This is a genomic window from Planotetraspora sp. A-T 1434, from assembly GCF_025420585.1.
Lineage (GTDB): Bacteria > Actinomycetota > Actinomycetes > Streptosporangiales > Streptosporangiaceae > JAOEGB01.
Genome location: NZ_JAOEGB010000020.1, coordinates 58671 through 81986, shown reverse-complemented (window position 1 = coordinate 81986; position 23316 = coordinate 58671). Strand labels below are relative to the sequence as shown.

General features: G+C 72.6%; 12 protein-coding genes. 3 read left to right on the top strand and 9 right to left on the bottom strand.

What is annotated here, in order from left to right:
* From N5079_RS24435 to N5079_RS24425, 3 genes are read right to left on the bottom strand one after another with little or no spacing between them, the layout of a single operon-like run.
* Positions 1-1554, bottom strand: a complete 1554-nt coding sequence (locus N5079_RS24435; RefSeq protein WP_261586356.1) for a condensation domain-containing protein — start codon at positions 1552-1554, stop codon at positions 1-3.
* Positions 1551-1718, bottom strand: a complete 168-nt coding sequence (locus tag N5079_RS24430; RefSeq protein WP_261586355.1) for an MbtH family protein — start codon at positions 1716-1718, stop codon at positions 1551-1553. The genes N5079_RS24435 and N5079_RS24430 overlap by 4 nt, the downstream gene beginning before the upstream one ends.
* Positions 1715-7684, bottom strand: a complete 5970-nt coding sequence (locus N5079_RS24425; RefSeq protein WP_261586354.1) for a non-ribosomal peptide synthetase — start codon at positions 7682-7684, stop codon at positions 1715-1717. The genes N5079_RS24430 and N5079_RS24425 overlap by 4 nt, the downstream gene beginning before the upstream one ends.
* Before the next feature lie 208 nt (positions 7685-7892).
* On the opposite strand from N5079_RS24425, the gene N5079_RS24420 reads away from it, so the two are divergent.
* Positions 7893-13118: a non-ribosomal peptide synthetase/MFS transporter gene (locus N5079_RS24420; protein ID WP_261586353.1), complete on the top strand. Its 5226-nt coding sequence runs from the start codon at positions 7893-7895 to the stop codon at positions 13116-13118.
* Here N5079_RS24420 and N5079_RS24415 read toward each other — a convergent pair.
* Positions 13048-14439: a sensor histidine kinase gene (locus N5079_RS24415; RefSeq protein ID WP_261586352.1), complete on the bottom strand. Its 1392-nt coding sequence runs from the start codon at positions 14437-14439 to the stop codon at positions 13048-13050. The genes N5079_RS24420 and N5079_RS24415 overlap by 71 nt on opposite strands.
* Before the next feature lie 191 nt (positions 14440-14630).
* Between N5079_RS24415 and N5079_RS24410 the strand changes: the two genes are divergently transcribed.
* Positions 14631-15251, top strand: a complete 621-nt coding sequence (locus N5079_RS24410) for an amino acid-binding protein (RefSeq protein ID WP_261586350.1) — start codon at positions 14631-14633, stop codon at positions 15249-15251.
* A 13-nt stretch (positions 15252-15264) separates the two neighbouring features.
* On the opposite strand, the gene N5079_RS24405 is transcribed toward N5079_RS24410, so the two are convergent.
* Entirely contained in the window at positions 15265-16638 is a 1374-nt protein-coding gene (locus N5079_RS24405; RefSeq protein ID WP_261586349.1) for an ABC transporter ATP-binding protein, read from the bottom strand.
* 211 nt (positions 16639-16849) lie between these two features.
* Here N5079_RS24405 and N5079_RS24400 point away from each other — a divergent pair, with 211 nt between their 5' ends.
* A complete protein-coding gene (locus tag N5079_RS24400) occupies positions 16850-18388 on the top strand; it encodes a glycoside hydrolase family 13 protein (protein WP_261586348.1) in 1539 nt (512 codons plus the stop codon).
* Here N5079_RS24400 and eda read toward each other — a convergent pair whose 3' ends face one another.
* The 4 genes from eda to zwf are packed head-to-tail and all read right to left on the bottom strand — an operon-like array spanning position 18389 to position 23296.
* On the bottom strand, positions 18389-19003 hold the full coding sequence (gene eda / locus N5079_RS24395) for a bifunctional 4-hydroxy-2-oxoglutarate aldolase/2-dehydro-3-deoxy-phosphogluconate aldolase (RefSeq protein WP_261586347.1): 615 nt from the start codon (positions 19001-19003) through the stop codon (positions 18389-18391).
* Positions 19000-19971: a glucokinase gene (locus tag N5079_RS24390; RefSeq protein ID WP_261586346.1), complete on the bottom strand. Its 972-nt coding sequence runs from the start codon at positions 19969-19971 to the stop codon at positions 19000-19002. The genes eda and N5079_RS24390 overlap by 4 nt, the downstream gene beginning before the upstream one ends.
* Positions 19968-21812 carry a phosphogluconate dehydratase gene (edd, locus tag N5079_RS24385; protein WP_261586345.1) on the bottom strand — a complete coding sequence of 615 codons (1845 nt, stop codon included), beginning with the start codon at positions 21810-21812 and terminating at the stop codon, positions 19968-19970. The genes N5079_RS24390 and edd overlap by 4 nt, the downstream gene beginning before the upstream one ends.
* Positions 21812-23296, bottom strand: coding sequence for a glucose-6-phosphate dehydrogenase (gene zwf / locus N5079_RS24380; RefSeq protein ID WP_261586344.1), 1485 nt, complete (start codon positions 23294-23296; stop codon positions 21812-21814). Before zwf ends, edd begins: the two co-directional genes overlap by 1 nt.
* Positions 23297-23316: the final 20 nt, after the last annotated feature.

Here is a 23316-nt window from a genome sequence, read left to right as displayed (position 1 = left end):
TCAGCGGATCACATAGTCGTGTGGCGCCATCGCCGCCATCCTGCCCGGCAGCTTGGCGAGACAGGCCGAGTGGGCCTCCTCCGGCGTGACCGGAGCCGTCAGGTGGCAGACGAGCCGGTGGCCGAGCTCTTCGTCGGGAACGGCCACGACCCGCGAGGGGCCGTCCACGGCGTCGGCCACGAGCCGCTCGACCTCGGCCAGGTCGACCCAGCACGAGTCGGCGACGAGCCAGCCGTCGCCCCGGGGGAGGGGCGCGATGCCGGTGAGTGCGGTCAGCTCGGACAGGTCCACGTCGCGGTCGCCCGCCTCGATGAGCAGCCGCATGATCCCCTCGCCGAGGGCCTGGGCGTCGGCGCGGGGCAGGCAGCGGGGGTCGGCCCAGAGCGTGACGTCGGCCTCGCCGTCCAGCCGGTTGACCCAGAGGGAGACCCGGGTCGGCAGCGTCTCCTCCGGGAGCCACACAGACCGGATGTCCGGCGCGCCGGACGGATCACGGCTCACGCGCCCGTTCTGCCCGGGGACGCTCATGTCGTTGAACACGAGGTCCCTGGCGAAGAACACGCCCCTCGACCGCTGGACCTCCTCCATGATCTCCACGAGTGCCGCGGAGTCGAAGCGGCTGTTCTGGTAGGCCGCGAGTGAGGCCGCGCGGGTGCTCTGGAGGAGGGCGTCGAAGGACGGCCCGGCGATGTCGATCGGGATCAGCGCGTCCTGCGCGAGCGGCCCCACGTGGTCGCGCAGCTCCGGCCGGTACCGGTTGGCGGAGATGGAGATCACCGGGCAGGTGGGCTGGCCCGCCCGCAGGCCGGCGAGCGCCCCGAACGCGGCCAGCACGGCGGCCGAGCGGGTCACTCCCGTCCGGGCGCCGATCCGGGCGAGGGCCCGGGCCGCCGCGACCGAGCGGACCCGGAGCCGCGGCAGCTTCCAGTCGGCCTGGCTGTCGTCCACCGTGACCGTGAGCGTCGACTGCGGGATCCGCCTGAGCTGGGCCTCCCAGTAGCGTAGGGCGGCCGCCGCCCTGCGCACGCTCGCCGGCGTCCGCTCCATCTCGGCCACGTCCAGCGGCTGCGGAGCCGTGACGGCCTCCAGGGGCTTGTCCTGGATGATCTCGTCCCAGTCCGCGAGCAGCACGGCGAGGCCGCCCGCGTCGACCGTGCTGTGCGTGGTGACGAACACGATCTGCCGGGGGATGTCGCCGGACGTGATCACCGCCGCGCGGAGCGGCGGCTCGCCCGCGAGGTCGAAGCGCCGCTCCCGCAGGCGCGCCGCGACCGCCTCGTCCTCGGTCACCTCGATCGCCAGCTCGCCTTCGGCGCCGACGCGCTGGACGCCGTCGTGGAAGGTCGTGCGGAGCGACTCGTGCCGCGACACCAGCAGCCCCACGCCCTCCGCCACCCTGGCCGTCGTCACGTCCGGCGGCAACTGCCGTACCACGAGGTAGTTCATGTGCTCGGGCGGGTCCCGGAGCACGCAGCGGACCATGTTGGCCTGCGCCGTCGTGAGCGGGCCGCTGCGGTCCCGGCCACCCGAGAACCGCGCGGTCACGTGCGTCATCGGGCGCTCTTCGGCCGCATGTCGGTCCAGACGCGCTCGATGTGGTCGAGGCACTCCTCCTTGGTGCCGGACGTCCCCTCGGGCCGCCAGCCGTCCGGCGGCGCGGTCTCCGCGGGCCAGATCGAGTACTGCTCCTCGTCGTTCACCACTACCAGATAAGTCATGAGACCTCCATCGCCAGTCGGGCCGCTTCCTCGTCGGACAGCTCGGCCAGTTCCGCGACGAGCAGGTCCTCGACCGTCCGGGCGAGGGCCTCCACCGTGGCGCCCTCGAACATCGCGCGGATCGGCACGTCCACGCCCGTGATGGCGCGGATCCTCGCCGTCACACGGATGGCGAGGAGCGAGTGGCCGCCGATCGCGAAGAAGTCGTCGAGCGCCCCGACCTGCTCGATCCCGAGCACCTCGCCGTACACGTCGGCGACGAGATGCTCGGCGTCGGTGCGCGGCGGCACCGACGCCACCGCCACGGCGGCGGGGGAGGGCGCGGGCAGCGCCCTCCGGTCGACCTTGCCGTGCCGGGTCAGCGGCAGCGCGTCGAGGAACACCCAGCTCGACGGCACCATGTACGGCGGGAGCGCGCCGGCGGCGAACTCGGCGAGCGCGGAGCTCTCCACCGGACCGTCCGCGACCACGTATCCGGCCAATGTGTCGTCGATGGCGGCCACGGCGGCCTGCCGTACGAGGGGGTGGGCGAGCAGGCGGGCCTCGATCTCGCCGGGCTCGACGCGGAAGCCGCGCACCTTGACCTGGTCGTCGATCCGGCCGAGGAACTCGAGCTGCCCGTCGGGCCGCCATCGGGCGCGGTCGCCGGTCCGGTAGAGCCGCGCGCCGGGCGGGCCCCACGGGTCGGGGACGAACCGCTCGGCGGTCAGGCCGGGACGGCGCAGGTAGCCGCGGGCCACCCCGGCGCCACCGAGGCACAACTCGCCCGGCGCGCCCGGCGGCAGCAGGATCCCGTCCTCGGAAAGGATCACGGCGCGGGTGCCCCCGATGGGCCGCCCGATCGGCGGCCTGTCGTCGTCTCCCAGCTCGGCGGCCGTGGCGATGATCGTCGCCTCGGTGGGGCCGTAGGTGTTGACCAGCCGCACGCGGTCGCCGAACCTCTCCCGCCACCGGGCCACGGCTCCCGCCTGGACCTGCTCGCCGCCGAGGATGACCAGCCGCAGCGACGGCGGCCACGCCACGTCGTCGATCTGACCGACGAGGTGGTGCCAGTACGCCGTGGGCAGGTCGAGCACGGTGACCATCCGGCCCTCGGGCGTCTTGAGGAGGTCGGGCAGCGTCACCGCGCCGCCGGGCAGCAGCTCCAGGCATGCCCCGGCGGCGAGGGCGGGGTAGATCTCCTCGGCGTGCGTGTCGAAGCTGAGCGCGGCGAACTGGACGATCCGGTCGCCCGGCCCGAGGCCGTAGGCGTCCTTCATCCAGGCGACCCGGGCGGCCAGGCCGTCGTGGTCCACCACCACGCCCTTCGGCGTGCCGGACGAGCCCGACGTGTAGATCACGTACGCCGCGCCGTCGGCCGCCACCCCTTCGATCTCGGCCGTCATGAACGCCCGCCGGGTCTCGGGAAGCGCCGGATCGACCGGAAGGTAGGCCGCGCCCGCCTTCCACGCCCCGAGCAGCGCCGCGATCCCTTCGGGCGACCGGTCCAGCGGCACCGCCACGATCCCCGCCGAGGAGGGCGTCGCCATCTCGTTCAGCTCGCGGTAGGTGACCGTGCGCCCCGCGCAGCTGATCGCCACCGCGTCCGGACGCGCCTCCACTGCTCTCGCCACCATCTCCGGGACGCTCGCCACGGCGGGCAGCGCGGGCCCTTCGGACACCGACCGGAGGAAGGCTTGGTCGGCCTCGGTGAGCATCGGCAGCGCAGACAGCGGCCGGTCCGGGTCGGCGGCGACCGCCCGGAGCAGCCCCTCCAGCCGGGCCGCCAGCCCGCCGGCGGTCGCGGCGTCGAAGAGGTCGGCGTCGTACTCCAGCTCGACCAGCAGCTCACCGCCGTCGTGCCACGCCTCCAGCATCAGCTCGAACTTGGCCCGGTCGTGCCCGCCGGGGAAGTGACCCACGGTCAGGCCGCGGAACGACTTCGGCACCCGGCCCGAGTCCTGCGTGTGCAGGATGGCCATCGTCTGGAAGACGGGCGTGCGGGTCAGGTCGCGTTCGAGCCGGAGCGAGGCGACCAGCCGTTCGAACGGGATGCCCTGGTGGGCGAAGGCGTCGAGCACCCGCGCCCGCGTCGCGCCGAGCAACTCGGTGAATGTCGGGTCTCCCGCGAGGTCGCCGCGCAGGACGAGCACGTCGGTGAGGTAGCCGATGACCGACTCCAGCTCGACGGTGTCCCGGCCCGCGACCGACGTGCCGACGAGGATGTCCGGCTGCCCGGTGTGCCGCGCGAGCAGCGCCTGGTAGGCCGCGACCAGGGTCATGAACAGCGTCGCGCCGCGCCGCCTGCCCATGGCGGCCAGCGCGTCGGCCTCGGCCGCCGGGAGGCGGAACTCCACGCGCCCGGCCCGTCCGGAGGCGTCCGCCGAGCGGGGCCGGTCGGTGGGGAGCTCCAGCGGAGCCGGATCGGCGAGCCGCTCCTCCCAGTAGCCGAGAAGCGCGTCCGTTTCGGGAGTGAGGTCGCGCTCCCGCTGCCACACCGCGACGTCGCCGAACTGGAGCGGCACCGGCGGCAGCGCCCGGCCGGAGTAGAGGTCGGCCAGCTCGTCGAGGAGGAGGTTGAGCGACCAGCCGTCGCCGATGATGTGGTGCATCACCAGGCAGAGGACGTGGTCGTGCTCCCCCTGGCGGACCAGCGCGACCCGCAGCGGCGGCCGCGCGGCCAGGTCGAAGGGCGCGTTGACGCGTTCGGCGACCAGTGTGGCCGCTTCTGCCTCCATGCCCCCCTCCAGGCGCTCGATCGCCACGGGGCCCGGAGGGTCGATCGCCACGACAGGCTCCCCGTCCACATCGGGGAAGCGGGTCCGCAGGCTCTCGTGCCGGGCGACGACCTCGGCGAACGCCCGCTCCAGCGCCTCGGCGTCCAGCGGCCCGCGCAGGCGGCGCACCAGCCACATGTTGAACGCCGCGCCCGCCTCCGGGGCCATCCGGTTGAGGAACCACAGCCGTTCCTGGCCGAAGGACAACGGTGGCGCCGCATCCCCGCGGGGGACCGGGACGTCGCCGAGCCCGGGGGCGCGGACGTCGAGCAGCGCGGCCAGCCCCGCCACCGTGGGATGGGCGAACACCTCCCGCACGGGGATCCGGCCGGGCAGCCGCGCGGTGACCATCGTGGCCAGCAGCGAGTGGCCGCCGAGGGCGAAGAAGTCGTCGTGCGCCCCCACCTCGCCGAGGCCCAGGACCTCCGCGAACACGGCCGCGACCAGCCGCTCGCCGTCGGTCCGCGGCGGCGTCGCGTCCCGTCCGGCGGGAGCTGTCGCGTCCGGCAGCGCCTTGCGGTCCACCTTGCCGTTCGGCGTCAGCGGCAGCGCCTCCAGCTGGACGAACGACTGGGGCACCATGAAGCCGGGCAGCTCGCGGACGGCGTGCTCGCGCAGGCCCCCGATCTCACCCACGACGAAGGCCACGAGCGTCTCGTCGCGGACCGCCACGACGGCCTGCCGTACGGCGGGGTGGGCCTCCAGCACCGCCTCGACCTCGCCGAGCTCGATCCGGTGGCCCCTGAGCTTGATCTGGTTGTCCGTGCGGCCGAGGAACTCCACCGTGCCGTCGGCGCGGTGGCGGGCCCGGTCGCCCGTCCGGTAGAGCCGCGTGCCGGGCGGGCCGTACGGGTCGGGCACGAAGCGCTCGGCGGTCAGGGCGGGGCGGCCCAGGTAACCGTCGGCGAGGCCCGTGCCGCCGATGACCAGCTCTCCCGGAACGCCGAAGGGCGCGAGCCCTCCGGCCGGGTCGAGGACATGGACGGTCGTGTTGGCCACCGGCCGCCCGATCACGATCTCGTACGGCTCGGCCGGGACCTCCCACACCGTGGAGTAGACCGTCGTCTCGGTCGGGCCGTACACGTTGACGAGGCGGGAGGTCCGCGCCCGCAGCTCACGGGCGAGCTGGAGTGGCAGCGGCTCGCCGCCCACGAGGGCCGTGACCCGGGGAAGGTCGCCGGTCAGCAGGATCCGCCAGCCCGAGGGGGTGGCCTGGACATGGGTGACGCCGCTGCCCCGGATGAGGTCGCCGAGCGCCCGGCCGTCGCGGGCGTCGTCGGCCACCACGACCCGGCCGCCCGTGATCAGCGGCAGGTAGACCTCCACGGTCGAGATGTCGAACGCCAGCGAGGTCAGCGCCAGCCACGCGTTCCCGGGGCCGCCGCCCAGGAGAGACCGCATGGCGAGCAGGAAGTTGGTCAGGGCCCGGTGCGGGACCACCACGCCCTTCGGCCGGCCGGTCGAGCCGGAGGTGTAGAGCACGTAGACCGTGCTCTCCGGCCGGGGGCGGGGGAGGTCCTCCCCGGACGGCTCCAGATCGTCGAGGTCGGCCGAGGTCAGGACCAGCGCGGCCCCCGAGTCCTCGATGACGTAGTCGACCCGCGCCTGCGGATAGCCCGGGTCCACGGGGAGGTAGGCCGCGCCCGACATCGCCACGCCGAGCAGGGCGACCAGCATGGCGGGGCCGCGCTCCAGCCGCACGGCGACCAGCGCGCCCGGCCCGATGCCCTTGTCCCGCAGCCGGACGGCCAGGCCCCGGGCGCGGGCGGCCAGCTCGGCGTAGGTCAGCTCCTGGCCGAGCCCGTCGGTGAGCCCGTCGGTGACGGCGACGGCGTCAGGGCGCGCGGCGACCTGGTCCAGGAAGAGGTCCACGAGCGTCACGGGAGGCAGCGGGACGGCCGTGTCCTGGGTGAGCAGGGCCCGCCGCTCTTCGGCGGGCAGGACGCCGAGCGCGCCGATCGGAGCCGACGGATCCGCGAGGGCCGAGCGGAGCAGCGCCTCGAATCGGGCCGTGATCCGCTCGGCGGTCTCCCGGTCGAACAGGTCGGTGCTGTAGATCAGGACGCCGAGGAGCCCGCCGTCGGCGGAGGGCCAGAAGTCGAGCGACAGGTCGGTGCGCGCGGCGACCCAGCCCGGGGGGAACGGCGTCTCGCTCAGCCCGGGAAGCGGGCCCTCGTTCGGCTCGCCGCCGTGCGTGTGCAGGCCGAAGATCGTCTGGAACAGCGGCGTCCTGCTCAGGTCGCGCTCCACGTCCAGCGCGCCGATCAGGCGCTCCAGCGGGACGTCGGCGTGGCTCATGGCCTCGATGAGGGTGCGGCGCGCGCGCTTCAGCACGTCCGCGAACGTCGGCTCGCCCGAGAGATCCGCCCGCAGGACCAGCATGCTCGACAGGAAACCGATCATCGGCTCCAGCTCGACGCGGTCGCGGCCTCCCACCGGCGAGCCCACGCAGAAGTCGACCTGCCCGCTGTGCCGCGACAGCAGCACCTGGTAGGCCGCGAGCAGCACCATGAAGGGCGTGCACCTGCGCTCCCGGGCGAACTCGGCGACCCGCTGCGTCAGGTCTGCGGGGAGCGTGAACTGGACCTCCGCGCCGTCGCCGGTCCGCCGGGCGGGGCGCGGCCGGTCGCCGGGCAGCTCCAGGACGGGCGCGTCCGCCAGCCGCTCGGTCCAGAAGGCCAGGTCGGCGGAGCTGTCCTTGGAGCGTTCCGCCCGCGCGTGCTCGCCGAACTGCAGGGGCAGCGGCGGCAGCGGCTCGCGGCCCGCGTAGTGGTGGGCGAGCTCGTCGCGGAGCACGGTGACCGACAGGCCGTCGGCGATGATGTGGTGCAGTGCCACCGCCAGCACGTGCTCGGCCGGCCCGAGCCGGACCAGCGTGACGCGCATCGGCGGCCCCGCCGACAGGTCGAAGGGCGCGTTGGCCCGCCGGGCGACCAGGCGCCGCGCGTCCTCCTCTCCCGCGGCCTCGAACCGCTCCACCGTGACCGGCGCCGGCGGCAGGACGATCGCGGCCGGCCGGCCGTCCACCTCGTCGAACCGCGTCCGCAGGGTCTCGTGCCGGGCGGCGACGGCGGTGAAGGCCGCCTCCAGGGCCGTCACGTCGAGCTCACCGTGCAGCCGGTAGGCGTGACAGGTGTTGTAGGAGTGGTCGAGCGGATCGAGCCGGTGGAGGAACCAGAGCCGTTCCTGGCCGAATGACAGCGGCTGCATGGGTGACCCGCCAATTGGAAGTTTTGTTTACAGTGGTGCGGCAGGCGTCAGTGAACCACGCCCATGGGAGCCGCGACAAGCCCCTTCCGCCGTATGTGGGCGGTGTGCCAGACTGGCGAACAGGCTAATTGTAAAGACTCTTTCCAGTAAATATTTTTTACGAACTGTTGTCGAGAACGCTGTTGCCGAGAATCGGGAGGGCGCGGGCGTGACCACGCTGTCGGCCGACAAGAAGGCGCTACTGGCCCAGCGTCTGCGGCGCCGCACCGGCGCGATCACAATCAGTCCACGACCTCCGGGCACGGCCACACCGCTCTCGCACGCCCAGGAGCGGCTGTGGTTCCTGGAACAGTACGCGCCGGGCACGACCGTCTACACGGTCCCGCTCACCGTCCGGGTCGAGGGCGAGCTCGACGAGACCGCGCTGGAGCTCGCCCTGCGGGAGGTGGTGCGCCGCCACGAGGCGCTGCGCATGCGCTTCCACACGAGCGAGGACGGCCTGCCAATCGTGCTGGTCGACGAGGAGCCCCGGGCCGAGTTCCGGCTGGAGACGGCCTCGGGGCCGGAGGAGGCGCGCGAGCTGGTCGAGCGCGAGCTGGCCAGGACCTTCGACCTCGCGGAGGGCCCGCTCGTCCGCGCGCTGCTCGTACGGCTAGCGCCCGCCGACCACGTGCTGCTGCTGGCGGCCCACCACCTCGTGACCGACGGGTGGTCGTTCGACATCATCATGCGCGAGCTGTTCGCCATCATGAGGGGCGAGAGCCCGGCCGCGCCCGCCGTCCAGTACGGCGACTACGCGGTCTGGCAGCGCGACCACGAGTACGGCCGCGAGGTGGCCTACTGGAAGGAGCGCCTCGCCGGGGTGCCCGTCCTCGACCTGCCGACCGACCGGCCCCGGCCTCCCGAGATGGGCCACGCGGGAGCCCTGCACGGCTTCGAGATCGACGTGGACGTCTCGGAGCTGGCCCACGCCCACGCGGCCACGCCGTACATGGTGCTGCTGGCGGCCTTCCAGGTGCTGCTGTCGCGCTACTCGGGCCAGCCCGACTTCGCCGTGGGCTCGCCGATCGCGGGGCGGGGGCTGCCGGAGCTCGACGGCGTGGTCGGGATGTTCGTCAACACGCTGGCCATGCGCGCCGACCTCACCGGCGACCCCGCGTTCACGGATTTCCTGGCCCGCGTCCGCGAGTCCGCGCTGGACGCCTACGCCCACCAGGACCTGCCGTTCGACCGGCTCGTCACCGAGCTGAACGTGGAGCGCGACGTCAGCCGCTCGCCGGTCGTGCAGGCGACGCTGGCTCTCCAGAACTTCGCCGCCGGGACCGCCTCGGGCGACCTCGCCCTGTCGTCCTTCCCCGTCGAGGCGGGGGTCGCCAGGTTCGACCTGTCGCTCTACCTCTTCGAGAAGCCCGGCGGGCTGAGCGGCCACTTCTCCTACAACACCGCGCTGTTCGACACCGGCACGATCGAGCGGATGGCCGGGCACTTCGAGGTCCTGCTACGCGCGATCGTCGCCGATCCGTCACGGCGGCTGTCAGAGCTTCCGCTGATGACCGGCGAGGAGCGCGAGCGGGTGCTGGAGTTCTCCCGGTCGCCCGCCCCCATGCCGATCGGCCGCCGGCTGCTCCACGAGGTGGTCGACGGGCCCCCGGACACCATCGCGGTGACCTGCGGGGACGAGTCGCTCACCTACGCCGAGCTGGCCGCCCGCTCGGACGCGCTGGCCGTCCGGCTGCAGGAGCTCGGGGCGGGCCGCGGCTCCCGGGTCGGGATCAGCCTGGAGCAGTCGGTCGATCTGGCCGTCGCCGTGCTCGCCGTGCTCAAGGCGGGCGGGGCGTACGTGCCTCTGGACCCTGCCCAGCCCGCCGACCGGCTGGCCTACATGACCTCCGACGCCGATGTGCGGGTGACGATCACGCCGGAGCTGCTCACGGACCTCCCCCGGGGCGTCCCGGCCGACCCCGGGCTCGCCGGGACGGACCTGGCGTACGTCATCTACACCTCCGGCACCACCGGGCGGCCCAAGGGCGTCGCCGTACAGCACCGCGAGGTCCTCACCTACCTCGCCGGGGTCCGCGAGCGGCTGGCCGTCGAGCCCGGCGGGTCGTACGCGCTGATGCAGTCCCTGTCGTTCGACTTCGGCATCACGATCTTCTACCTGTCGCTGATGACGGGGGGAACGCTTCACCTGCTCAACCCCCGGCTGCCCGCCGCCGAACTGGCCGAGACGCTGCGCCGCACCGACTACCTCAAGGTCACGCCGTCGCACCTGGCGTCCCTCCTCCCGGAGGCCGACGTGCTGCCGCGCAAGCTGCTCGTGCTCGGCGGCGAGGCGTCGCAGTCCGCCTGGGCCCAGTCATTGGCGGCACGGTCGCCGGCCGGGCCGAGAGTGGTCAACCACTACGGGCCCACCGAGGCCACGGTCGGCATCACGACCCACGAGGTCACCGGCGACGAGCAGACGCAGACCCTCCCGATCGGCAGGCCGCTGCCGGGGGCCAGGGCGTACGTCCTCGACGAGCGCGGCGAGCCCGCCCCGATCGGGGCGATCGGTGAGATCCACCTGGGCGGCGACCGCCTCGCCCGCGGCTACCTCGGCCGGCCCGGCCTCACCGCCGAGCGGTTCGTCCCCGACCCGTACGGCGAGCCGGGGGCACGGATGTACCGGACGGGCGACCTGGGCCGCTGGCTGCCCTCCGGCGATCTCCAGTTCCTCGGCCGCCGCGACCTCCAGGTCAAGGTGCGCGGCTACCGGGTCGAGCTGACCGAGATCGAGGCGGTGCTGACCGAGCGCGACGACGTCGCCCAGGCCGTGGTGGACTTGCGGCGCGACCGCCTCGTGGCCTACCTCACAGGGGAGAAGGCGCCGGTCGCGGAGCTGCGGGCCTACCTGGCCGAGCGGCTCCCCGAGTACATGATCCCCGCGCGGTACGTCTGGCTGGACGAGCTGCCCCTGAAGTCCCACGGCAAGGTCGACCGGGCCGCGCTGCCCGAGCCGGGCGCCGAGCGGGAGGAGGGCGGCGCCGGACAGTACGTCGAGCCCGAGACCCCGCTGGAGCGGGCGATCGCCGAGGTCTGGGCGAAGGTCCTGGAGCTCGACCGGGTGGGGGCCGAGGACGACTTCTTCGAGCTCGGCGGCCACTCGCTGCTCGCGGCCCAGGTCGTCGCCCGGCTGCGAAAGGTGGCCGACCGGCCGGTCACCATCATGGACCTCTTCAAGCACCGCACGGTCCGGGCGCTCGCGGCCAAGGCGTCGGCCGCCGACGACGGCCCCCGGCGCTTCCTGCACCGGCTGACCCCGCCGAGGCCGACGGTCTCCGCGCTGGTCTGCGCGCCGTACGGCGGGGGCAGCGCGGCGATCTACCAGCCGCTCGCGGACGCCCTGCCGTCCGACTGGGCGCTCCACTCGGTGGCCGTGCCGGGCCAGGAGTGGGGGCTCGACGAGGAGACGCGGCCGGTCGGCGAGGTGGCCGACGCCTGCGTCGAGGAAATTCTCGCGGACGTCCAGGGCCCCGTCTCCCTGTACGGCCACTGCGGGCTCGGAGCCATGCTGGTCGTGGAGATCGCCCGGCGGCTGGAGGCGGCGGGCCGGCCGGTCGAGGCGCTCTACCTGGGCGGCGTCTTCCCCTTCGCGCGCCCCAAGACGATCATGACGCCGCTGCGGAACCTGAGCGACCGGATGCGCAGCGACCGCGTCTGGGCCAACGCGCTCATCGCGGCAGGGCTCGACATCGAGGAGCTCGACCCCGACCAGCTCAAGGCGATCATCCACAACCGGCGGCAGGGCACCCGGGACGCGGAGGCGTATTTCACCCGCCTCTTCGAGAGTAGCGCCGAGCCGCTCCAGGCCCCGATCATCTCGGTCGCGGGGGAGCGTGACCCGGTGACCGAGTTCTACGAGGAGCGGTACCGGGAGTGGCACCACATCACCGGCGAGGCCGCCCTGGTGGTGCTCGACGAGGCCGGCCACTTCTTCATCAAGCACCGCGCCGCCGAGCTGGCCGAGATCGTCACCGGGACGAGGAGGGCCATCGAGGCGGGCGACACGGCCGCGATCGAGGACCGCGACCGGTCGTGGTGGCTGCACGGCACGTCAGCGCAGGGCGCGGTGCCCGGTGCCGGCGGCACGCCGCCGTCCGGGCCGCGGCCGAGCATGAAGCGCTTCGCGGCCGTGGCCGCCGGGCAGCTCGTGTCGATCATCGGCTCGTCGCTGACCGAGTTCGCGATCCCGCTCTGGATCTACCTGACGAGCCATTCGCTGGTCAGCTTCGCGCTGTTCTCCGTCATCGCGCTCGTGCCCGGCATGCTCGTGGCGCCGATCGCCGGGGCGATTGTGGACCGCTACGACCGCCGCCGGGTCATGCTCGCCGGTGACGCCGCGGCGGGCGGCACCCAGCTCCTGTTCGGGGTGCTGCTGTGGACCGGCCAGATCCAGGTCTGGCACATCTATCCGCTGCTGGTCTGCCTGTCGGTGGCGCTGACCTTCCAGCGGCTCGCCTACGCCGCGGCCGTCCCGCAGCTCGTGCCCAAGCGCTACCTCGGGCACGCGAACGGCGTGCTCCAGATGGTCACGGGGACCGCCCAGCTGATCGTCCCGCTGGTCGCCGTCGGGCTGATGGCGGCGATCGGCATCAAGGGCATCGTGGTCATCGACATCGCCAGCTACACCTTCGCCGTCTGTTCGGTGCTGCTGATCCGCTTCCCCCGGGCGATGGGCTGGAGGCGGCGCGAGTCGATGGTCGCCGAGATGGCCGAGGGCTTCCGCTACTCCTGGGGGCAGCGCGGGTTCCGCGGCATGCTTCTCTTCTTCGCGGGGCTGAATATCTTCCTCTCCCCACTGTTCCTGCTGCTCAGCCCGCTCGTGCTGGGGTTCTCCACGCTGGCCGACGTGGGCCGCGTCTCCTTCGCCGGGGGCGTCGGCGTGCTGCTCGGGGGCCTGGTGATGACCGTGTGGGGCGGGCCGCGCCGGTTCCGGATGCGCGGCGTGCTGCTTGCCACGCTCCTGCTCGCCGCGTTCTGCCTGCTCACCGGCCTTCGGGAAAGCCTCCCCGTCGTCATCGCCGGCGCGTTCGGCATGTCGCTCGCGCTGACGCTGGTCAACGGGATCTACGCCACGATCATCCAGGTCAAGGTGCCCCAGCGGTTCCACGGCCGGGTGATCGCGCTCAACACGCTCGTCGCGTGGTCCACGCTGCCCATCGGCTTCGGCGTGATCGCGCCGTACGGCACGCAGCTCTTCGGGAAGGTCGGCCACATGTACGTGGTGTTCGCGGTGGCCATCGCCTTGATCGCGCTGGCCGGGCTCAAGATCAGGGGGCTGGCGCGGTTCGACCTGGACGTGCCGGACGCGCCGCCGGACGACCTCATCGGTCTTGAAGCGGTTCTTCGGCGCCGTGTGACGACGGGGGCTGCGACGACAGAGGGAGGCGGATGACGAACCCGACGCCGCTCGAGTCGGCGTCCTCGACCCGGATCGTCCCGTCGTGAGCCTCGACGACCTCGCGGGCGATGGCCAGGCCGAGGCCGGGGCCCCCGTGGCTCCGGCTCCTGGCCGCGTCCCGCCGGTAGAACCGTTCGAATATCCGCTCGCGGTCCCCCTCCGGGATCTGCTCTCCGTCGTTCACCACGGTCAGCAGCGCGTTCCCGTCGTCCCGGCACACGTTCACGCTCACGGTCGTGGCCGCGTGCCGTTCGGCGTTGTCGAGCAGGTTCGTCACGACCCGGCACAGCTGGGTGCGCATCCCGTTGACGATCACGCCCGGCGTGAGCTCCAGCCGGATCGGCAGCCGCCCCGACCGGCGCTTCACCTCCCCGGCCACGCAGCCGCTCAGGTCGACGTCCTCCCTGGCGGTCTCCGGGCTCGTCCCTATCCTGGCGAGCAGCAGCAGGTCGGCCACGATCGCCTCCAGCCTGCCCGTGTCGCGCAGCGCGGCCTCCAGGGCCTCGGCGGTGTCCTCCGGATGCAGCCGCGCCCCCTCCAGTTGGGCCCGGATCCCGGCGATGGGGGTCCGCAGCTCGTGCGAGGCGTCCGCGGCGAACTGGCGCTGCTGCTGGATCGACTTCTCCAGCCGGGCGAGCGCGTCGTTGGCGGTCTTCGCCAGGCGGGCGATCTCGTTGTTCCCGGCCGGTTCCGGCACCCGGGAGCTGGGCTTCCTGGGGGTGATCTCCTCCAGCTCCGAGCTGAGGGCCTCGACGGGACGCAGGACGCGCCCGGCGACGCTCCACGCGATCCCCGCTGCCCCGCCGCCGAGCAGCAGGACCAGCAGGAGCAGGCCCAGCTCGGGGAGCCGGCTGTCGAGGATCTCCGGCTGGGAACGGCCGGCGTACACGATGGGGGAGTCCGCGGCCTGGGAGACGCGGACCGCGGTGACGTAGACGCAGTGCTGGTGGGGGACCGAGCAGGAGGTGGTGTGGGTCACTCCGGTGTCGGAGGCCGGTCGCAAAGGGGAGAGGTGGGGGAGGTCCTTGGCGGTCGAGCTGGTGGCCATGATCCGGCCGTCCGGGCCGACCACCATGATCATGTCGATGCCGTCCGGCGCTATGGGGATGATCTGCGGCACGTGACCGCCGCGGGCCAGGTCGGCGACGCGGCGCGCCACTTGGAGGCTGTCGCCGCGGATGTGATCCTCGACGGCATGCCGTAAGCCGAGGTCGGCGGCGATCGAGAGGGGGATCATGACAAGCGCGGCGGTCGCGGTGGCGATCAGCGTGAGACGCGCTCGGAGGGACCGCGATCGCAGCCAGGGGAGGGGCATGCCATGAGGCTACTCATGGTCATCACCGGTGAACTTCGCGACACCGGAAAGGAGTGCCCAAAGTTAGTCAAAGTCCGTCAAGGATGGCGCTGCTTTCGGAAACATTCCAGCCAACCCACGACCCACCCCCGTAATGTCTGCGAAACGTCTGTCGGACACTGTTGTTGTCGCACGACAAGGAGGTGATGCGGATGTTGCTGCGGCTAAGGGTCTCGCTTCCGGACCGGCCCGGGGTGCTCGGTCAGGTGGCACGCGCGTTCGGGGTGATGGGGGCCGACATCCTGCAGGTGACCGTCCTCGAACGGCAGGCCGGGCGGGCCGTGGACGACTTCACCGTCTCGTGGTCCGGGGTGTTCGAGCCCGAGGAGCTGCGCGAGCGGATCGGCGTGGTGCCCGGCACCCGGGTGGAGGCCGTCTGGCCCACCAGGGAGGCTCCCGGCACGAGCCCGGACTACGACCTGCTCGGTCACGTCGCGGGGGAGCCGGACAGGGCCTTCGTCACGCTGGTCGACGCGGTGCCGGACCTGGTCAGCGCGGAGTGGGCGGTCGCGGTCGACTCGGAGAACGGCGCGATCGTGCACGGAAGCTGGCAGGCGCCGGAGGAGGTGCCGTCGCCCGAGCTGACGCCGATCAGGCCGTCCGCGTTCACCGAGGGCACGCTGCACCTGGTCAGCGTCCCGATGAGCGGCCTGCACCTGGTGGTCGCGCGGTCGCAGGGGCCGGCCTTCCATCGGGCCGAGCTGGACAAGATCTCCCGGCTGGTCGGGATCGTCTCGGTGCTCGCCCGATCCGGAGTCACCCGCACCGCCTGACTCAGGACGCCGGCTACCGTCGCGGGGGGTCGATGCGGGCGCCGGTCTGGGTGAAGAGCATGAGGCGGGAGACGTCGACGGCGACGCGGCCGTGCTCGCCGGCCTTCCACACCGGGCGGTTGCCCAGCCGTACGATCAGGTCGGCGCGGCGGTGCGTGCCGCTTCCCGAAGGCGCGGGAGGCGGCGCCTGCTCTTCCTCCTCCCGGTTCAGCAGGCGGCGCATGACCGAGCGGGCCTTGCCGCTCCCGTTGGCCTGCCCGCCGTTCGCGAGGTTGTGGCGCGGGTCCGGAGGCTCGGGCACGACGACCGCCGGGATACCGGCCTCCAGGTAGGCCATCCACTCGTGGCCGTGGTATTCGAGGGTCCGCACCCGTCCGAAGAAGCTCGGTCCCTCGGCCTTCTCGGGCACCGGCACGAGCGCGTCCGGGCGGATCCCCACGATGATCTGCGCGCCGGTGTGCTGGGACACGGCGTAGGCGCGTGGATCGGTCCAGGGCATGGTGATCTGGTGCGGCCCGAAATCGAGCAGGATGAACTGGTTCTGTGGGGTGCGCACGGTCGCCGCGAGCAGGTTGAGCTGCTGGGAGCTGAGAAACGCGGCGGTGAAGGCCGTCGCCGGGTCGTTGTACACCTGCGCGGGGGTGCCGATGTCCTGCAGCACGCCCCTGTTCATGATCGCGATACGGTCGGCGAGCGTGAGCGCCTCGACCTGGTCGTGCGTCACGTAGATGGTGGTGACGCCGAGGGCCCGCACGAGCGAGGAGATCTCCATGCGGAGCTCGGTGCGCATCCCGGCGTCCAGGTTGGACAGCGGCTCGTCCATCAGGAAGAGCGACGGCTGGCGCACGATCGCGCGGCCCATCGCGACGCGCTGGCGCTGGCCGCCGGAGAGTGTTCCAGGGCGCCGGTCCAGCGTCTCGTCGATGTGCAGGGCGCGGGAGAGCTCCACGACCCGCTCCCGGACCAGGGCGGGGTCGGCCTTGGCGATCTCCAGGGGGAAGGCGAGGTTGCCACGGACGGTGCGGTGGGGGTACAGGGCGCCGTTCTGGAACACCATGGCCACGTCGCGGTCGCGGGGAGGAAGGTGGTTCGCGAGCTTGCCGCCCAGCCAGAGGTCGCCCGCGGTTATCTCCTCCAGGCCGGCGATCATGCGGAGGAGAGTGGACTTCCCGCAGCCGGAGGGGCCCAGAAGGACGAGCAGCTCACCCTCGTCCGCGCGCAGGTTCATGCGATCGACCGCCAGGTAACCCCCTGGGTAAACCTTGGTCACGTTGTCGAGGACGACGGTGCTCATGAAAGCTCGTTCCTCCCGGGCACGCGTGCCCGGACCCCAGCCACCGGTGTGATTGATGAGGTAGTACATCGTGTCGCGGGCGCTCGTGTCCATACATGACATGAGAAATCCGGCATCGACCTGCAACTTGCGGTGACTGCCAAGTTTCCCTTCTGGAAGCACAGTTGTCAGGGACGGTGATGACCTCGAAAGATTCCCGGAACGCCGTCAAGCGCAACAAGTTCACAGAAAGTTGAGGTAAGCGCTTTCATGGGGGCTCACGTCCTGTTATGTTCCCGCAAGGCCAAAGATCGGGGGGAGCCCAATGGGCTGGTGGCGTGACGCGGTGATCTACCAGGTGTACGTCCGCAGCTTCGCGGACGGCAACGGGGACGGCGTCGGCGACCTGCTCGGTGTGCGGGGCCGGTTGCGGTACCTCGCCGAGTTGGGGGTGGACGCGGTCTGGCTGACGCCGTTCTACCCCTCGCCCATGGCCGACTTCGGCTACGACGTGGCCGACTACCGCGACGTCGACCCGATCTTGGGCTCGCTGGGGGACGCCAAGGACCTGATCGAGGACGCCCACGACCTCGGCCTGCGGATCATCGTGGACGTGGTGCCCAACCACACCTCCGACCGGCACCCCTGGTTCGCGGCGGCCGTACAGTCCGGGCCCGGCAGCCCCGAGCGGAAGCGGTACGTCTTCCGGGACGGCAAGGGCGACGACGGCGACCTGCCGCCCAACGACTGGGAGTCCATCTTCGGCGGCCCGGCGTGGACGCGGGTCGAGGACGGCCAGTGGTACCTCCACCTGTTCGCCCCCGAGCAGCCGGACCTCAACTGGGAGCACCCCGAGGTGCACGCCGAGTTCGCCGACGTCCTGCGGTTCTGGCTCGACCTGGGGGTGGACGGCTTCCGGATCGACGTGGCGCACGGCATGGTCAAGGCCCCCGGCCTGCCCGACGTCGGGCACCCCGGCCAGGTGGAGCTGATCGGCGCCGACGTGGTGCCGTTCTTCGACCAGGACGGGGTCCACGACATCCACCGCGCCTGGCGGAAGATCCTCGACTCCTACGCGGGGGAGCGGATCGGCGTCGCCGAGGCGTGGGCGCCCTCCCCGGAGCGGCTGGCCAACTACGTCAGGCCGGACGAGCTGCACCAGGCGTTCAACTTCCACTTCCTCAAGACCCCGTGGGACGCGGACAGGTTCCGCGAGGTCATCGACGAGTCTCTGCGGACCGCGGCGCTCGTGGGCGCCCCCTCGACGTGGGTGCTGTCCAACCACGACGTCAAGCGGCACGTGACCCGGTACGGCGGGGGCGAGCTGGGGCTGCGCCGGGCGCGGGCGGCGGCCCTGCTCATGCTGGCGCTGCCCGGCTCGGCCTACGTCTACCAGGGTGAGGAGCTGGGCCTGCCCGAGGTGCTCGACCTGCCCGAGCACTACCTGCGGGACCCGCAGCGGCTGCGCGACCCGGAGAGCGGGCGGGACGGCTGCCGGGTGCCACTCCCGTGGTCGGCCGACGGCGAGCCGCCGGGAAGCTGGCTGCCCGTGCCCGTCGAGTGGCGGGATCTCAGCGTGGAGGCGCAGTTGCGGGACGGGGCGTCGATGCTCAGCCTCTACCGGGCGGCGCTGAGGCTGCGCCGCGAGCACCCGTCGCTCGGCGACGGCGCCCTCACCTGGCTGCCCGGCCCGGCCGGCACACTGTCCTTCCGCCGGGGCTCCTTCACCTGCCTGGTGAACCTCACGTCCGAGTGGGCCGAGCTCCCCGGGGTGCCGGGCGACCTGCTCCTCGCGAGCGCCGGCTGGGACGTCCAGGGCGAGGTCGTCCGCCTCGCCCCGGACTCGGCCACCTGGTGGACCTAGCTAGGCGCGCAGCGCCGCGGCCTCCGTGGCCAGCTTCTCGATGCGGGCGTAGTCTCCGGACGCCAGGGCGTCCGCCGGGGTGAGCCAGCTCCCGCCGACGCAGCCGACGTTCGGCAGGGCCAGATAGGTGGGGGCGTTCGCCGGCGTGATCCCGCCCGTGGGGCAGAACCGGACGTCCGGCAGCGGGCCGCTGAGCGACTTCAGGAACGCCGCGCCGCCCGCGGCCTCGGCGGGGAAGAACTTGAGCTCCCGCACGCCCCGCTCCGCCAGCGTCATGGCCTCGGACGCGGTGGCGGCGCCGGGCAGGAACGGCACGCCGCCCGCCAGCATCGCCGCGAGCAGAGCGGGCGTCGTTCCCGGCGACACGAGGAAACGGGAGCCGGCCTCGACCGCCGCCTCCACATCGCCGGGAGTCCGGATGGTGCCCGCGCCGACGACGGCCTCGGGCACCTCGGCGGCGATCCGCCTGATGACGTCGAGCGCGGCGGGCGTGCGCAGCGTGACCTCGATCACGGGCAGGCCGCCCGCGACGAGCGCACGGGCGAGGGGAACGGCGGTCGAGGCGTCGTCCACGACGACGACCGGGACCACGGGGGCAAGGTCAAGAAGGCTCATACCAGCTCCACATTAGAGGACCGTTGGGCGAGCCACGCGGCGGCGCCGGTCAGCGCGGGCTGCTCGGCGACGATCAGCGAGGTCGCGATCGCGGTGACGTAGTCGGACAGAGCGGGCGCCGTCTGCTCGAACCGCGCGCGGAAGTCGCTGCGCCGGGCCCGCTCGGCCATCCGGGGCAGCACGCCTCCGCCGAGGTAGACGCCGCCCCGGGCGCCGAGCGTCAGCGCGACGTTGCCGGCGAAGCCGCCGAGCAGGGCCAGGAACACCTCGACGGTCTCCACGCAGAGCGGGTCGGCCGACGCCACGATCTCCGACGACGCCGCCGCCCGTGGCGTGACGCCGCGGACCAGTGAGAGGCCTCTGTGCAGCCGCGGCAGCCCTGTGCCGGACACCAGGTGCTCCGCGTCCACGTACGGCAGGCCGTCCGCGCGCAGCGCCCGCACGATCTCCATCTCCAGGTCGGTCACGGCAGGGACCGAGGCGTGCCCGCCCTCGCCCGGCAGCGGCACCCACCCGGCGCCCACGGGGACGAGCCCGCCCACGCCGAGACCCGTGCCCGGCCCGAGCACGGCCTTCGTCATGCGGGCGCTCGGCGGCGGTCCCCCGAGCGGCACGAGGTCGTCGCCCGCGAGGTGCGGAAGGGAGAACGCGAGCGCCTCGAAGTCGTTGACGAGCTCCACATGCGGGATGCCGAGCTCGCTGACCGAACCCGCCCATCCCGCGTTCGTCAGCCGGTACCGGTCGTCCTGGACCGGACCGGCGATCGCCAGACACGCGGCCCCCGGCCGAACTCCGCCCGCATGGTCTGCGAGATAGGCGGCTACGGCATCGGCAAGGCCGGGATGTTGGGCAACGTTCAGTACGGCTACGGCCTCCGGCTGCGCGCCCGGCCCGGTCACCAGACCGAAGCGCGCGTTGGTGCCGCCGACGTCGGCGACGAGCCAGGGGAACGCCAAGCGGGACGTCATGCGACTCCCTCCGAAAGGCCCACCGAGAAGACGCTCGCGCCGCGTTCGGCCGGTCCGGCCATGCGGCGGAACGAGGCGAACAGCTCCCTGCCGGTGCCCGCCCACTCCGCGTCGCTCAGCGGCGCCCCCTCGGGGGTGCGGCCGGTCAGGTCGGCGAGAACGGTCAGCGTCCCGGCGGCCGAGTCGAGGCGGATCACGTCGCCGTCGCGGACGAGGGCGATCGGCCCGCCGTGGGCGGCCTCCGGGGACAGGTGGATCGCCGCCGGGACCTTCCCGGACGCGCCGGACATCCGGCCGTCGGTGACGATGGCCACCTTCTGGCCCCGGTCCAGCAGCACGGCGAGGGGAGGGGTGAGCTTGTGCAGCTCCGGCATGCCGTTCGCGCTCGGGCCCTGGTAGCGGACGACCGCGACGAAGTCCTGCCCGTCGAGCTCGCCCTCCTCGAACGCCCTGAGCAGGTCGAGCTGGTCGTCGAACACCTTGGCGGGCGCCTCGACCACCAGGTGCTCGGGCTTGACGGCCGACACCTTGCTCACGGCCCGCCCGAGGTTGCCCGACAGCATGTGGATGCCGCCGTCGGCGGAGAATGGCGCGCTCACGGGCCGCAGCACGTCCCGGTCGCCGCTGCCCTCGGTCCGCTCCTCCCAGACGAGCGAGCCCTCCTTCAGGGCGGGAGCCGTACGGTAGAGGTCGAGGCCCCGGCCCGCGACGGTGAGCACGTCGTCGTGGAGGAGGCCGGCGTCGAGCAGGTCACCGATGAACACGGCCATGCCGCCCGCCTCGTGGAAGTGGTTCACGTCCGCCTGGCCGTTCGGGTACATCCGGGTCAGCAGCGGCACCACCTTGGACAGGTCGGCCATGTCGTCCCAGGTCAGCGTGATCCCCGCGGCGGCGGCCATGGCCACGAGGTGCATGGTGTGGTTGGTCGAGCCGCCCGAGGCGAGCAGTGCGACGACCGCGTTGACGATCGCCCTCTCGTCGACGACCTCGCCGAGCGGGGTGTACTCGTCGCCGTGTGGCGTGATCTCGACGGCCCGCCGGGCCGCGGCCTCCGTCAGCGCGTGCCGCAGCTCGGTGTGCGGGTTGACGAAGGTCGCGCCCGGCAGGTGGAGGCCCATCACCTCCATCAGGAGCTGGTTGGAGTTCGCCGTGCCGTAGAACGTGCAGGTGCCGGGGGAGTGGTACGACCGCGCCTCCGCGTCCAGCATCTCCACGCGGGTGATCTTGCCTTCCGCGAAATGCTGCCTGGCCCGCGCCTTGGTCTTGTTCGGCAGGCCCGACGTCATCGGCCCGGCCGGGATGAAGATCGCGGGCAGGTGGCCGAAGTGCAGCGCGCCGATGAACAGGCCGGGGACGATCTTGTCGCAGACGCCGAGCAGCAGCGCCGCGTCGAACATGTCGTGCGACAGCGCGATCGCGGTCGCCATGGCGATCACGTCACGGCTGTAGAGCGACAGCTCCATGCCGGCCCGGCCCTGGGTGATGCCGTCGCACATCGCGGGCACGCCACCCGCGACCTGCGCGACGCCGCCCGCCCGCCGGACGGCCCTCTTCAGCTCCGGCGGGTAGGTCTCGTACGGCTGGTGCGCCGACAGCATGTCGTTGTACGAGGTCACGATGGCCACGCCGGGCTTGGCCGTACCACGCAGGTCGAGCTTCTCATCCGCGGCCGCGGCCGCGAAGCCGTGCGCCAGGTTGGCGCACCCGAGACGGCCCCGGGCGGGTCCCCGCTCCCGCAGTTCGCGCCCCTCCCTGCCGATCCGGTCGAGATAGGCCGTACGGCTGCCGCGGCTGCGTGCGCGGATGCGGTCGGTAACCTGGGCGATCACTCGGTCCGTCACTAGAGGTCCTCCTCGTGCCAGGCGCGGCCGCTGCGGGCCAGCAGTTCGTGTGCCCCCGCGGGCCCCGAGGTCCCGGCGGGGTACGGCTCGGGCAGCATCTCCGAGCCGTCCCAGCTCTCGATGATCGGGTCGATCCAGCGCCAGGCGGCCTCGACCTCGTCACGCCGCATGAACAGGGTGGGGTTCCCGGACAGCACGTCCATGAGGAGCCGCTCGTACGCGTCGGGCACCCGGCTCTGGAAGGTGTCCGCGAAGCTGAGGCTCAGCGGCACCGGCCGGAGCATGACCTCGCCCGCCCCCGGCTCCTTGGCCATGAGGTGCAGATGGATGCCCTCACTGGGCTGGAGCCGGAGCACCAGCCGGTTCGGCGTGGCCCCAGGGAAGATCGCGTGCGGCACGTCCTTGAACTGGATGACGATCTCCGACCGCCGGAAGGGCATCCGCTTGCCGGTCCGCAGGTAGAACGGCACACCCGCCCAGCGCCAGTTCTTCACCTCGGCCCGGACGGCGGCGAACGTCTCCACCCGGTGCGACGCGGCGGTGGGCTTGGTGCTGTCCGGCTCATCCAGATAGCCGGGGACGCGGGCGCCCGCTCCGGCGGTGTACTGGCCGCGGACGGTGAAGCGGTCGACCTCGGACCCGACGATCGGCCGGAGCGACTGCAGCACCTTCACCTTCTCGTCGCGGACGGCCTCGCGGTCGTTTCGGGACGGCGGCTCCATCGCGACCAGGCAGAGCAACTGGAGCAGGTGGTTCTGCACCATGTCGCGCAGCGCGCCCGCGTGGTCGTAGTAACCCCGGCGGCCCGGGGTCCCGACGGTCTCGGCGGCCGTGATCTGCACGTGGTCGATCCACAGCGAGTTCCAGATCGGCTCCAGGAACGCGTTGGCGAACCGCAACACGAGCAGGTTCTGGACCGTCTCCTTGCCCAGGTAGTGGTCGATGCGGAAGATCTGCCGCTCGTCGAAGATGGCGCCGACCTCGTCGTTGATCACCCGGGCGCTGACCAGATCACGGCCGAGCGGCTTCTCCAGGACGACGCGGGACCGGGGCGTCACCAACCCGGCCTCGTGCGCCCCCCGGCAGAACGGGCCGAACGTCATGGGCGGGCTGGCCAGGTAGAAGACCCGGTCGAGGTCCTCATGGCCGGCGAGCATCCGCGCGAGCGTGTCCCATCCGTCCCCGGCCTGACCGCCGACGTCGACCGAGACGTGGTGGAGCCTGCGGACGAACCGGTCCCAGCCGTCGCCCATGCCCCCGTCCGAGCTCACGGCCGGCCGTACTTCCGCGTCCACCTTGCCCCGGAAGTCGGCGTCGTCGAGGCCGCCGCGGGACATGGCGATGATCCGCGTCTCCTCGGCGAGCCGTCCGTCGCGGTCGCAGTGGTACAGCGCCGGGAGGAGCTTCCGCATGGAAAGGTCTCCGGTCCCGCCGAAGATGATCAGGTCGGCCGCCTGTCGCTCGGCGGTCGGGTACTCGGACATGTTCGGGACATTAGCGACAA